This window comes from Ihuprevotella massiliensis (genome assembly GCA_900095835.1).
GTDB lineage: Bacteria > Bacteroidota > Bacteroidia > Bacteroidales > Bacteroidaceae > Alloprevotella > Alloprevotella massiliensis.
The window spans coordinates 2,375,642-2,390,547 of the sequence record LT608321.1; the positions used below are offsets into that span (position 1 = coordinate 2,375,642).

Below are 14,906 nucleotides of genomic sequence, written 5' to 3' on the forward strand. Positions count from 1 at the left end.
CATGAAGATACTAAATGTCAACGGTAGAAGATAGCGTACAAATACGTTCTGCAAGGCTCTTATGATATGTGCATGTAATGATGTCTCCTACTGCTTTAGCGATTTCACACCCCAAGAACCTCCTTGTAGAATAGGAGCTCTTTCTTTGCATTAGCCTTTACATGTGGCCAGCGCAAAGCCATTAGAAAAGGTAAAACCTCATTGGGCTGGTTCTTGATTATATAGAATAACACCACCGGAAATATGGCAAAATCTCTTTCGTATGGGAGAAGTACGCCATCATCGGAATCTTCAAATGGGTCTTGCTCTTCTCCTTCTGGAAACTCATCCTCAAAATCATCATCTTTTGAGACTCTATCTACGAATGCAAGAACATATCTATACAAAGATTCGTCCTCTGCACTCAGGAGGTTAAGTAATTCTTTTATACTAACCTTCGACTTGTTTATAATATCTGCACTATAGTTCAATATAGTAAACGATGGGAGATTCTCACTCATAGACAATTCCCCCTCTTTTTGTAGCCTTTCAATAAAGCACACATACACTGGATGCTGAATGAATTCCTTTACAGCTGCAATATCTACCATGTTTTTACGCTTTTTATAATTTTATAGAGTTTATAGTTTATATATTTATACGAATCCATAGAGGCATGCCCCCATGGAGTAGCAGGTATTAAATTCCATAGCTCATTCGCCTTAGGGGTTTTTAGTCGCTGTGGTAAAGCCCAATGATGTAATTCCATTGATATATCTTTCGCCTCGAGTCCAACATTAAATTTACTAATCACAACCCTCATCATCGGAGCCTTTCCCTTCTTCATTCGTGCAATGTTTCGAGCAGAGTATTTATGAGGATTAATCAAAGCCTCGCGTTTCCAAAACTTCTTTCGGGCTGTGCTCCAACAATCCAGTCCGAATGGGTCCAGCCAAGAGTTCGTGTCCTTGACATAACCATAGAGCGTGGGGTTGTTCCCAGCCATTCGGATTGGATCTTGGCTGATGTAGTTGCCGAGTTCAGGAGAGTAGTAGCGGAAGCGGTTGTAGTACAAGCCTGTTTCCACATCTGCATACTGACCTTGGAAGCGGAATGGGATAAAGTCCTTATCCCCTTCAATCATTTGGATGTCGCCATAGATGTCCAGCACACAGTCCCATACCTTGTTTCCTCGGCTATCAAAGGCTTGCGTTGGTGTGCCAAGATGGTCTTGTACAATGCTGTAGCAATCTTCCTCGGTAAACTTCGCCACAGGCGTATGACTTTGTCCGTCATACACCCATGTCGTGACATTCGTTAGTGGTTCAGGACTACTATAGCTATAGCGACCATACTTATCCTTCTTCCGAATAGGCTTAGTCCAGCTGTGATAGTTCCATTCATGAAGCAGGACATTACCATCCCAAGCATAGCGATAGCGTATGCCTCGGAATTCCTTAAGAGTACGTCTACCGAGAGCATCGTACTCGAAGCTGACTACTTTACCATTAGGAAGACGGACAGACTTGAGCATACCATTCCCATACCACTCGTAAGCTGTATCGCCCTCTTGCCAAGAATAATGCTTCTCTATCTCTTTCTTGCTCAGTTTTCTTCGCATAAAGAGACGATCCAACCAATTCTCGGGAACTCGGTCGGGAGGAGGCTGAAGTATGTTGCGCGGACTCTTGTGGATAAGATTTCCTTCGCCATCATAACGATAGTAATACTGCTCATCTTTGAGGAGACGTCCACTCAGTCCATACTGCCTTTTACTGTATCTTGGCTCGGGATCTCGGTAGAGGTTTCCGAGGAGGTCTGGGGTACGAAAGAGCGATTCTCCTACATCCTTGGAAGAACGTATCAAGAATCCTAACTCATCATAGGCATAGATGAGGGATTTACCTGTGAGATTGCAATTAAGAGAGCGCAAGCGATGATTGGGAGCCCATGAATAGCGTCGATATGCGCAGAGCTCTTTGCCGACATAACTATTACGAGCAGCAAGCATACCAGCAGAGTCATACTCTGAGCGAACCCGAAGTCCTCCTAAAGCAAAACGTTCAATCTCACGTCCTGCTATATCATACTGAATGCGACTCTCCCAACTTCTTGCTACAGAGAGTTCGGTGTCTACAGATACATGAGCTTCTACAGTATGGAGTAAGCCTTTATCATCATATCCAAACGCCTGCTCTGCACCTAAAGAACTCTTGAGGTGAATACGAGCATCCCACATATCGTATTGCGAATCGACATGGAAATGCTCTTCTGAAGCTGTATAAGGAACAAACTGGCTCTCTCTGATGATACGTCCCTTTCGGTCTCGCTCAAAGAGGACCTCGCTACTGGCATTCTTCGCTGAACTTAAGAGACCATCTTTATCATAACCAAAGCTTTCCCATGTACCATCGGAGTACTCTGCACGGATGACACGCCCCAATGCGTTGTACTCGAATCTTGTCGTACGATTGTCTGGGCGATCTACTCGTACCACTTCGCCTGCTTTGTTAAGGATGAACTCTCGTATAACCCTATCAAAGCCTATTTCCTTATTGATGCGCCCAGCGTCATCACGGAAGAACCGATAATGTTGTCCTTGCTCATTCTTGAAGAGATAAAGCTGCTCCATCTTGTTGTAGAGGAACTCTACCTTTTGTCCGCGCTCTTCTCTTGTGCGAACATTCCCCATAGGGGTATAGCTCAGCTTGATATGTCTATCGCAGTCTTGGACTTCTGTGACATTGTCATAGTTGTCATAATGAAGGGCAATTGTATTGCCATCAGGACGATGAATACGCCTTGTTCTATCTAAAGCATCATACTCAAAGCGTAATGGTGCAATCAAAGGCTCTTGCTCTGTGATTACACGACCTCGATAGTCATACTCCCAACTACGAAGAAGTTCTCCCCCAAGGAAGTAACGGCTGAGATTCCCTTGAGCATCATACTCAAGGTCTATTCTTCGTCCTCCTTTTTCTATCTGGTGGAGGTAACCTTCTTGTGTATAGCTAAGTATACTTACCTGTCCTTCTTCATCGATGATTCGTTTAAGACGATGGGTATGCTCCTTATCATAGATGTAAACTTGCTTCTCTCCTTTGGGAGAGATTATAAGGACAAGACGCTCTTGCTCATCATATATCTGATAGCTGTTTGTTCCATCAGGGTAGCTTGTACCAATCTGATTGCCTCGCTCATCATAGTACCAACCTGTAATACGTCCCTCTGGGTCAATTTCCCGAAAAGGATACATATCTTCGGTGTAGTCAAAGTAGCTTACATTACCAAGAGGATCTACTATCGAGCGAACCAGCTGGTTGGGGTCATAACGATAGATTGTTTCTTGCCCAAGCGCATTCTTCACCACATTATATCCATCCGTAGGGTAATAGTATATCCAACCCTCTTGGTCTCCATGCTCTCCTCGTGTATGGATACAACGACCTTCTTGGTCATACTCCCAATAGAAAGTATTGCCATTGCGGTCAGTCTTGGAAATCATTCGATGATTGAGGTACTCTATGTGAGTCGTCTGATTCAGGGCATCGGTAATGCCTACCATATTTCCCTCGCCATCGTAGTGATAATGCACTAAAGTCTCTAGCTCATCATTGGGATGACGAAGCTCTATTTGACTGATGAATCCTTGTGCATTACTTCGCACATAGAGTCTACGTCCTACAGCATCTGTTATCTGAACTAAAGCATCATAGTTGTACTCAAATCGTATACAATGACCATCAGCATCCAGTATATGTGTGAGATAGTAGCTATCATACCCTTGCTCTGTCCCCAACTGAGTGAAGAGGAATATCTGATGATTGTTATGCTCATAGAGCTTATATCCTTCTGCAATACGTGTTAGCGTGATACGTTCCGCTTTATGGAAGAAGCTATCATCAGGAGCTAACACAGGAAACGTTGCTAGTCGTCCATCGCTCAAACGAAGCGACAGCAGTTCCTCTTCGGGAAGATAAGTAACACGTCTATCATAAGAGCAATGCACTCCATGACCAAGCCAACCTCTATACTGAGAGTCAGAGTACCAACTTCGCTCCCATGATAAAGGAAGCATCGAAGGAAATCCAAAGTCATTCCCTTCATAAATGACAGAGCCATTGATGAGGTTTACAGGTTCAAACCCCTTTTTACACAGCCAATCACTCAGCTTGTTTGGTCCAAAGAGCTTTCGAAGAGCTTTATTAGACTTCTTCAGTGCTGATGTGCTAGCTTTCTTCCCTGCTTTCTTCATTGCCTTGAGCAATGCAGGAGCAAAGCTCAAGAAAGTACTAAAGCCTACACTTGTGGCTAATCCCATCAATGCTCCTCCCCAATCCGGAACATACGGTCCTCCCAATAAGACGGGCTTGCCCGCTGGGATAGGGAGAGGTAGAGAAAATGCCGTCGGGGCAAAGAGTGTGGGAGTAAACTTAAACTTCTTCTTGGCAATCTTGCCTGAACCTGACAAGGGTAACCCCACATCATTACAGGTCATCGTCATATAGGCCTTTGGGCTTAGCCTTGTCCCTTCGGCAAAGACCGTCTCCGAGGCGAAGAAGTTCATACTCTCATGCCCTATAAGCGGAGCCATCACAAATGGTCCAATCAAAGGGATATGTTGTAGTGTTGCTAAAACACCGCTCGTATCGGAAACCCCTCGTTTAACTCCATTGATATGCACACTGCTACCGATGAAAGGCAAATAATCAAAAGGATCTATGACCATCCCTATATAAGGATGGAACATATTCCCCGAGGCGGATAGATGTAGGTCTATCCCCAAAACAGGTGTCCAATGATTATTTACTGGTAGCATAGGCTAACTTTTCAATGAGGGGTATGTTGGGATTCCTGGAAATGCTTCATCGCCTCCTTTGGACTAGCATCCCAATGCACACCATAAAGTGCTATCATACGTGAGTGGAGGACATTGCGTTTGACTATTCAGAGCTTTTCCTTTCCAAAAACTTCTTCATAAAATCGAATTGCTTCCTCCGAACGAGCTTTTGCATATGGTTTGCGTAGCCACTTGTAAAAAGCAAACAGCTTGTTATGCTTATTCTTTATTATATGATACACTATAATAGGGTAGATAATAAATCCTCTGTCACGAGGTAAAACCCTAACGTTATTTGGGACACTAGAATCATCTTGTTCTTCTCCTTCGGGATACTCTTCGTCAAGCTTCCGTCCTATTCTTTTTGAAGCTCTATCCAACCAAGCAAGAATATACTTGTGTAAACAATCTCCATCTTCCTTTATCAGATTCAGCAATAAATCGACATTAACCTTCGCTCCGTTTATTCGCTTTGCAATGATGTTTAACCCAGCTAAATCAGGAAGCGTTTCCTCAATAGATACGCCTGATGATTTTTGTACTTGCTCCATAAACCGAATATAGGCAGGATGCTGAATAAGCTCCTTTATTTCCGTAAAACTCACCATACATTCACTCCTTTTAAAACTTTCTTGAGTTCATACTCTATATATCTATACGAGTCCATAGAGGCATGCCCCCATGGAGTATTTTCCACTAGGAAGTGCACCACTGGTTTTGCAAATTTAGATAGAAAAGTTCATGTGGTGTCCTGTATCGGTTTGTTTGGGAGGTATAGCTATACGAATGTTTTATTCATGAAGATATGTCAACGGTAGAAGATAGCGTACAAATACGTTCTGCAAGGCTCTTATGATATGTGCATGTAATGATGTCTCCTACTGCTTTAGGGATTTACCCCCCAAGAACCTCCTTGTAGAATAGGAGCTCTTTCTTTGCTCTAGCCTTTGCATGTGGCCGGCGCAAAGCCATTAAAAAAGGTAAAACCTCATTGGGCTGATTCTTGATTATATAGAATAACACCACCGGAAATATGGCAAAATCTCTATCGTATGGGAGAAGTACGACATCATCAGGAGCTTCAGATGGGTCTTGCTCTTCTCCTTCTGGAAACTCATCCCCAAGATCATCACCTTTTGAGACTTTATCTACGTATGCGAGAACATATCTATACAAAGATTCTTTCTCTGCACTCAGGAGGTTAAGTAATTCTTTTATACTAACCTTCGACTTGTTTATAACCCTTGCACTAGAGTTCAACATAGCCAACGATGGGAGATTCTCACTCATAGACAATTCCCCCTCTTTTTGTAGCCTTTCAATAAAGCACACATACACTGGATGCTGAATGAATTCCTTTACAGCTGCAATATCTACCATGTTTTTACGCTTTTTATAATTTTATAGAGTTTATAGTTTATATATTTATACGAATCCATAGAGGCATGCCCCCATGGAGTAGCAGGTATTAAATTCCATAGCTCATTCGCCTTAGGGGTTTTTAGTCGCTGTGGTAAAGCCCAATGATGTAATTCCATTGATATATCTTTCGCCTCGAGTCCAACATTAAATTTACTAATCACAACCCTCATCATCGGAGCCTTTCCCTTCTTCATTCGTGCAATGTTTCGAGCAGAGTATTTATGAGGATTAATCAAAGCCTCGCGTTTCCAAAACTTCTTTCGGGCTGTGCTCCAACAATCCAGTCCGAATGGATCCAGCCAAGAATTCGTGTCCTTGACGTAACCATAGAGCGTGGGGTTGTTCCCAGCTATTCGGATTGGATCTTGGCTGATGTAGTTGCCGAGTTCAGGAGAGTAGTAGCGGAAGCGGTTGTAGTACAAGCCTGTTTCCACATCTACATACTGACCTTGGAAGCGGAATGGGATAAAGTCCTTATCCCCTTCAATCATTTGGATGTCGCCATAGATGTCCAGCACACAGTCCCACACCTTGTTTCCTCGGCTATCAAAGGCTTGCGTTGGTGTGCCAAGATGGTCTTGTACAATGCTGTAGCAATCTTCCTCGGTAAACTTCGCCACAGGCGTATGACTTTGTCCGTCATACACCCATGTCGTGACATTCGTTAGTGGTTCAGGACTACTATAGTTATAGCGACCATACTTATCCTTCTTCCGAATAGGCTTAGTCCAGCTGTGATAGTTCCATTCATGAAGCAGGACATTACCATCCCAAGCATAGCGATAGCGTATAAATTCTATATACTTATTGCATATCGCTTAACCAATCTTTTAGAATTTCTGAGCTGGGATTTAATCTTATAGCTCTTGATATATCTGCTTCTTCTATGGGCATTGATTCGACATTTATATACACTTGCTTTCGAGTTTCTCCCTGACCCCAAAAACCCTCTTCATCTAGATTCTTCATCGCTCGTTCATAAGCAAGCATTCTATCTTGCCATTCTTTATCCCACTCTTCATCACTTAATTCGTCAATTGATGGTCGCAGACTCAAATGGTGTTGCACAGGCAAAAAGAATTCTTTCCCAAAAGCGTAGTAGGGAGAATCTGCGTAAGACCACATAAGCTCGCTCCGAAGATCTTCAGTTCCTTGTTTTGTGCACTCTCTGTTCAATGCTTCCCAGGACCAAGCTGATATAGTAGGAGCATATCCCTCGCCTGTAACGAGGAGAACACAATAGTAAAAATGCTCTTTGTTACCAAATAATTCACTAAAGGCTAATCTTGTGCAAGCTTGTACAATAGAAACCAATTCATCCATTCTATTATAGTGTTTATTTTATCTTCTTCAATACATCTTTCCCTATATTCCGCAATTCTTTTCTTATCGCAGAACGAGTGGCTTTTTTCCCCATCCCGGAAAGATGCATTTTCTTTTCTACAGAATACAATCTTTCTTTCACATATGAATGAAAGCTCTTTGTATGCATAAAACCATGAGGATTAGGATGTCCTATAGGAATCCCATTTGCTGCATCATTGATATCAATATTATACTTTTCTAACAAGGAACGGCTTTCAACAGAAGGTGCAAAGTGTTTTTTTGAACCACCTGAGGCAACAATATGCCCAGCTGCTTCTCCTGCTCCTACAACACGTCCTTCTTTTGCCATATTCTCTCTCAATCTTTTTGCGTTTTTACTGCAATCCAGTCCGAATGGGTCCAGCCAAGAGTTTGTATCCTTGACGTAACCATAGAGGGTGGGGTTGTTCCCAGCCATTCGGATTGGGTCTTGGCTAATGTAGTTGCCGAGTTCAGGAGAGTAGTAGCGAAAGCGGTTGTAGTACAAGCCTGTTTCCACATCTGCATACTGACCTTGGAAGCGGAATGGGATAAAGTCCCTATCCCCCTCTATCATTTGGATGTCGCCATAGATGTCCAGCGCACAGTCCCATACCTTGTTTCCTCGGCTATCAAAGGCTTGCGTTGGTGTGCCAAGATGGTCTTGTACAATGCTGTAGCAATCTTCCTCGGTAAACTTCGCCACAGGCGTATGACTTTGTCCGTCATACACCCATGTCGTGACATTCGTTAGTGGTTCAGGACTACTATAGCTATAGCGACCATACTTATCCTTCTTCCGAATAGGCTTAGTCCAGCTGTGATAGTTCCATTCATGAAGCAGGACATTACCATCCCAAGCATAGCGATAGCGTATGCCTCGGAATTCCTTAAGAGTACGTCTACCGAGAGCATCGTACTCGAAGCTGACTACTTTACCATTAGGAAGACGGACAGACTTGAGCATACCATTCCCATACCACTCATAAGCTGTATCGCCCTCTTGCCAAGAATAATGCTTCTCTATCTCTTTCTTGCTCAGTTTTCTTCGCATAAAGAGACGATCCAACCAATTCTCGGGAACTCGGTCGGGAGGAGGCTGAAGTATGTTGCGCGGACTCTTGTGGATAAGATTTCCTTCGCTATCATAACGATAGTAATACTGCTCATCTTTGAGGAGACGTCCACTCAGCCCATACTGCCTTTTACTGTATCTTGGCTCGGGATCTCGGTAGAGGTTTCCGAGGAGGTCAGGGGTACGAAAGAGCGATTCCCCCACGTCTTTGGAAGAACGTATCAAGAAACCTAACTCATCGTAGGCATAGATGAGGGATTTACCTGTGAGATTGCAATTAAGAGAGCGCAAGCGATGATTGGGAGCCCATGAATAGCGTCGATATGCGCAGAGCTCTTTGCCGACATAGCTATTACGAGCAGCAAGCATGCCGGCAGAGTCATACTCTGAGCGAACCCGAAGTCCTCCTAAAGCAAAACGTTCAATCTCACGTCCTGCTACATCATACTGAATGCGACTCTCCCAACTTCTTGCTACAGAGAGTTCGGTGTCTACAGATACATGAGCTTCTACAGTATGGAGTAAGCCTTTATCATCATATCCAAACGCCTGCTCTGCACCTAAAGAACTCTTGAGGTGAATACGAGCATCCCACATATCGTATTGCGAATCGACATGGAAATGCTCTTCTGAAGCTGTATAAGGAACAAACTGGCTCTCTCTGATGATACGTCCCTTTCGGTCTCGCTCAAAGAGGACCTCGCTACTGGCATTCTTCGCTGAACTTAAGAGACCATCTTTATCATAACCAAAGCTTTCCCATGTACCATCGGAGTACTCTGCACGGATGACACGCCCCAATGCGTTGTACTCGAATCTTGTCGTACGATTGTCTGGGCGATCTACTCGTACCACTTCGCCTGCTTTGTTAAGGATGAACTCTCGTATAACCCTATCAAAGCCTATTTCCTTATTGATGCGCCCAGCGTCATCACGGAAGAACCGATAATGTTGTCCTTGCTCATTCTTGAAGAGATAAAGCTGCTCCATCTTGTTGTAGAGGAACTCTACCTTTTGTCCGCGCTCTTCTCTTGTGCGAACATTCCCCATAGGGGTATAGCTCAGCTTGATATGTCTATCGCAGTCTTGGACTTCTGTGACATTGTCATAGTTGTCATAATGAAGGGCAATTGTATTGCCATCAGGACGATGAATACGCCTTGTTCTATCTAAAGCATCATACTCAAAGCGTAATGGTGCAATCAAAGGCTCTTGCTCTGTGATTACACGACCTCGATAGTCATACTCCCAACTACGAAGAAGTTCTCCCCCAAGGAAGTAACGGCTGAGATTCCCTTGAGCATCATACTCAAGGTCTATTCTTCGTCCTCCTTTTTCTATCTGGCGGAGGTAACCTTCTTGTGTATAGCTAAGTATACTTACCTGTCCTTCTTCATCGATGATTCGTTTAAGACGATGGGTATGCTCCTTATCATAGATGTAAACTTGCTTCTCTCCTTTGGGAGAGATTGTAAGGACAAGACGGTCTTGCTCATCATATATCTGATAGCTGTTTGTTCCATCAGGGTAGCTTGTACCAATCTGATTGCCTCGCTCATCATAGTACCAACCTGTAATACGTCCCTCTGGGTCAATTTCCCGAAAAGGATACATATCTTCGGTGTAGTCAAAGTAGCTTACATTACCAAGAGGATCTACTATCGAGCGAACCAGCTGGTTGGGGTCATAACGATAGATCGTTTCTTGCCCAAGCGCATTCTTCACCACATTATACCCATCCTTAGGATAGTAAGATATCCAACCCTCTTGGTCTCCATGTTCTCCTCGCGTATGGATACAACGACCTTCTTGGTCATACTCCCAATAGAAAGTATTGCCATTGCGATCAGTCTTGGAAATCATTCGATGATTGAGGTACTCTATGTGAGTCGTCTGATTCAGGGCATCGGTAATGCCTACCATATTTCCCTCGCCATCGTAGTGATAATGCACTAAAGTCTCTAGCTCATCATTGGGATGACGAAGCTCTATTTGACTGATGAATCCTTGTGCATTACTTCGCACATAGAGTCTACGTCCTACAGCATCTGTTATCTGAACTAAAGCATCATAGTTGTACTCAAATCGTATACAATGACCATCAGCATCCAGTATATGTGTGAGATAGTAGCTATCATACCCTTGCTCTGTCCCCAACTGAGTGAAGAGGAATATCTGATGATTGTTATGCTCATAGAGCTTATATCCTTCTGCAATACGTGTTAGCGTGATACGTTCCGCTTTATGGAAGAAGCTATCATCAGGAGCTAACACAGGAAACGTTGCTAGTCGTCCATCGCTCAAACGAAGCGACAGCAGTTCCTCTTCGGGAAGATAAGTAACACGTCTATCATAAGAGCAATGCACTCCATGACCAAGCCAACCTCTATACTGAGAGTCAGANCTTCGTCCTCCTTTTTCTATCTGGTGGAGGTAACCTTCTTGTGTATAGCTAAGTATACTTACCTGTCCTTCTTCATCGATGATTCGTTTAAGACGATGGGTATGCTCCTTATCATAGATGTAAACTTGCTTCTCTCCTTTGGGAGAGATTATAAGGACAAGACGCTCTTGCTCATCATATATCTGATAGCTGTTTGTTCCATCAGGGTAGCTTGTACCAATCTGATTGCCTCGCTCATCATAGTACCAACCTGTAATACGTCCCTCTGGGTCAATTTCCCGAAAAGGATACATNCTATAGCGACCGTACTTATCCTTCTTCCGAATAGGCTTAGTCCAGCTGTGATAGTTCCATTCATGAAGCAGGACATTACCATCCCAAGCATAGCGATAGCGTATGCCTCGGAATTCCTTAAGAGTACGTCTACCGAGAGCATCGTACTCGAAGCTGACTACTTTACCATTAGGAAGACGGACAGACTTGAGCATACCATTCCCATACCACTCGTAAGCTGTATCGCCCTCTTGCCAAGAATAATGCTTCTCTATCTCTTTCTTGCTCAGTTTTCTTCGCATAAAGAGACGATCCAACCAATTCTCGGGAACTCGGTCGGGAGGAGGCTGAAGTATGTTGCGCGGACTCTTGTGGATAAGATTTCCTTCGCCATCATAACGATAGTAATACTGCTCATCTTTGAGGAGACGTCCACTCAGCCCATACTGCCTTTTACTGTATCTTGGCTCGGGATCTCGGTAGAGGTTTCCGAGGAGGTCAGGGGTACGAAAGAGCGATTCCCCCACGTCTTTGGAAGAACGTATCAAGAAACCTAACTCATCGTAGGCATAGATGAGGGATTTACCTGTGAGATTGCAATTAAGAGAGCGCAAGCGATGATTGGGAGCCCATGAATAGCGTCGATATGCGCAGAGCTCTTTGCCGACATAGCTATTACGAGCAGCAAGCATGCCGGCAGAGTCATACTCTGAGCGAACCCGAAGTCCTCCTAAAGCAAAACGTTCAATCTCACGCCCTGCTACATCATACTGAATGCGACTCTCCCAACTTCTTGCTACAGAGAGTTCGGTGTCTACAGATACATGAGCTTCTACAGTATGGAGTAAGCCTTTATCATCATATCCAAACGCCTGCTCTGCACCTAAAGAACTCTTGAGGTGAATACGAGCATCCCACATATCGTATTGCGAATCGACATGGAAATGCTCTTCTGAAGCTGTATAAGGAACAAACTGGCTCTCTCTGATGATACGTCCCTTTCGGTCTCGCTCAAAGAGGACCTCGCTACTGGCATTCTTCGCTGAACTTAAGAGACCATCTTTATCATAACCAAAGCTTTCCCATGTACCATCGGAGTACTCTGCACGGATGACACGCCCCAATGCGTTGTACTCGAATCTTGTCGTACGATTGTCTGGGCGATCTACTCGTACCACTTCGCCTGCTTTGTTAAGGATGAACTCTCGTATAACCCTATCAAAGCCTATTTCCTTATTGATGCGCCCAGCGTCATCACGGAAGAACCGATAATGTTGTCCTTGCTCATTCTTGAAGAGATAAAGCTGCTCCATCTTGTTGTAGAGGAACTCTACCTTTTGTCCGCGCTCTTCTCTTGTGCGAACATTCCCCATAGGGGTATAGCTCAGCTTGATATGTCTATCGCAGTCTTGGACTTCTGTGACATTGTCATAGTTGTCATAATGAAGGGCAATTGTATTGCCATCAGGACGATGAATACGCCTTGTTCTATCTAAAGCATCATACTCAAAGCGTAATGGTGCAATCAAAGGCTCTTGCTCTGTGATTACACGACCTCGATAGTCATACTCCCAACTACGAAGAAGTTCTCCCCCAAGGAAGTAACGGCTGAGATTCCCTTGAGCATCATACTCAAGGTCTATTCTTCGTCCTCCTTTTTCTATCTGGTGGAGGTAACCTTCTTGTGTATAGCTAAGTATACTTACCTGTCCTTCTTCATCGATGATTCGTTTAAGACGATGGGTATGCTCCTTATCATAGATGTAAACTTGCTTCTCTCCTTTGGGAGAGATTATAAGGACAAGACGCTCTTGCTCATCATATATCTGATAGCTGTTTGTTCCATCAGGGTAGCTTGTACCAATCTGATTGCCTCGCTCATCATAGTACCAACCTGTAATACGTCCCTCTGGGTCAATTTCCCGAAAAGGATACATATCTTCGGTGTAGTCAAAGTAGCTTACATTACCAAGAGGATCTACTATCGAGCGAACCAGCTGGTTGGGGTCATAACGATAGATTGTTTCTTGCCCAAGCGCATTCTTCACCACATTATATCCATCCGTAGGGTAATAGTATATCCAACCCTCTTGGTCTCCATGCTCTCCTCGTGTATGGATACAACGACCTTCTTGGTCATACTCCCAATAGAAAGTATTGCCATTGCGGTCAGTCTTGGAAATCATTCGATGATTGAGGTACTCTATGTGAGTCGTCTGATTCAGGGCATCGGTAATGCCTACCATATTTCCCTCGCCATCGTAGTGATAATGCACTAAAGTCTCTAGCTCATCATTGGGATGACGAAGCTCTATTTGACTGATGAATCCTTGTGCATTACTTCGCACATAGAGTCTACGTCCTACAGCATCTGTTATCTGAACTAAAGCATCATAGTTGTACTCAAATCGTATACAATGACCATCAGCATCCAGTATATGTGTGAGATAGTAGCTATCATACCCTTGCTCTGTCCCCAACTGAGTGAAGAGGAATATCTGATGATTGTTATGCTCATAGAGCTTATATCCTTCTGCAATACGTGTTAGCGTGATACGTTCCGCTTTATGGAAGAAGCTATCATCAGGAGCTAACACAGGAAACGTTGCTAGTCGTCCATCGCTCAAACGAAGCGACAGCAGTTCCTCTTCGGGAAGATAAGTAACACGTCTATCATAAGAGCAATGCACTCCATGACCAAGCCAACCTCTATACTGAGAGTCAGAGTACCAACTTCGCTCCCATGATAAAGGAAGCATCGAAGGAAATCCAAAGTCATTCCCTTCATAAATGACAGAGCCATTGATGAGGTTTACAGGTTCAAACCCCTTTTTACACAGCCAATCACTCAGCTTGTTTGGTCCAAAGAGCTTTCGAAGAGCTTTATTAGACTTCTTCAGTGCTGATGTGCTAGCTTTCTTCCCTGCTTTCTTCATTGCCTTGAGCAATGCAGGAGCAAAGCTCAAGAAAGTACTAAAGCCTACACTTGTGGCTAATCCCATCAATGCTCCTCCCCAATCCGGAACATACGGTCCTCCCAATAAGACGGGCTTGCCCGCTGGGATAGGGAGAGGTAGAGAAAATGCCGTCGGGGCAAAGAGTGTGGGAGTAAACTTAAACTTCTTCTTGGCAATCTTGCCTGAACCTGACAAGGGTAACCCCACATCATTACAGGTCATCGTCATATAGGCCTTTGGGCTTAGCCTTGTCCCTTCGGCAAAGACCGTCTCCGAGGCGAAGAAGTTCATACTCTCATGCCCTATAAGCGGAGCCATCACAAATGGTCCAATCAAAGGGATATGTTGTAGTGTTGCTAAAACACCGCTCGTATCGGAAACCCCTCGTTTAACTCCATTGATATGCACACTGCTACCGATGAAAGGCAAATAATCAAAAGGATCTATGACCATCCCTATATAAGGATGGAACATATTCCCCGAGGCGGATAGATGTAGGTCTATCCCCAAAACAGGTGTCCAATGATTATTTACTGGTAGCATAGGCTAACTTTTCAATGAGGGGTATGTTGGGATTCCTGGAAATGCTTCATCGCCTCCTTTGGACTAGCA

General features: G+C 44.0%; 7 protein-coding genes. All 7 read right to left on the reverse strand.

Annotated elements, in window-relative coordinates; genetic code table 11:
* Window positions 1–104: 104 nt before the first annotated feature.
* The gene (locus tag BQ2633_RS09580) at window positions 105–590 is read right to left on the reverse strand and encodes a hypothetical protein (protein ID WP_075566724.1); all 486 of its coding nucleotides are present in this window, start codon (window positions 588–590) and stop codon (window positions 105–107) included.
* The gene (locus BQ2633_RS09585) at window positions 584–4,729 is read right to left on the reverse strand and encodes an RHS repeat-associated core domain-containing protein (RefSeq protein ID WP_176720117.1); all 4,146 of its coding nucleotides are present in this window, start codon (window positions 4,727–4,729) and stop codon (window positions 584–586) included. Before BQ2633_RS09585 ends, BQ2633_RS09580 begins: the two co-directional genes overlap by 7 nt.
* 197 nt (window positions 4,730–4,926) lie before the next feature.
* Entirely contained in the window at window positions 4,927–5,370 is a 444-nt protein-coding gene (locus tag BQ2633_RS09590) for a hypothetical protein (RefSeq protein WP_176720118.1), read from the reverse strand.
* Between the two features lie 343 nt (window positions 5,371–5,713).
* Window positions 5,714–6,199, reverse strand: a complete 486-nt coding sequence (locus BQ2633_RS09595; protein WP_075566732.1) for a hypothetical protein — start codon at window positions 6,197–6,199, stop codon at window positions 5,714–5,716.
* Window positions 6,193–6,888: an RHS repeat domain-containing protein gene (locus tag BQ2633_RS11510; protein WP_346048560.1), complete on the reverse strand. Its 696-nt coding sequence runs from the start codon at window positions 6,886–6,888 to the stop codon at window positions 6,193–6,195. Before BQ2633_RS11510 ends, BQ2633_RS09595 begins: the two co-directional genes overlap by 7 nt.
* A 157-nt stretch (window positions 6,889–7,045) precedes the next feature.
* Complete coding sequence (locus BQ2633_RS09605; protein WP_075566736.1) at window positions 7,046–7,564, reverse strand: DUF4303 domain-containing protein; 519 nt, start codon at window positions 7,562–7,564, stop codon at window positions 7,046–7,048.
* 13 nt (window positions 7,565–7,577) lie between these two features.
* The gene (locus tag BQ2633_RS09610; protein ID WP_083234024.1) at window positions 7,578–14,837 is read right to left on the reverse strand and encodes a DUF6531 domain-containing protein; all 7,260 of its coding nucleotides are present in this window, start codon (window positions 14,835–14,837) and stop codon (window positions 7,578–7,580) included.
* Between the last annotated feature and the right edge of the window lie 69 nt (window positions 14,838–14,906).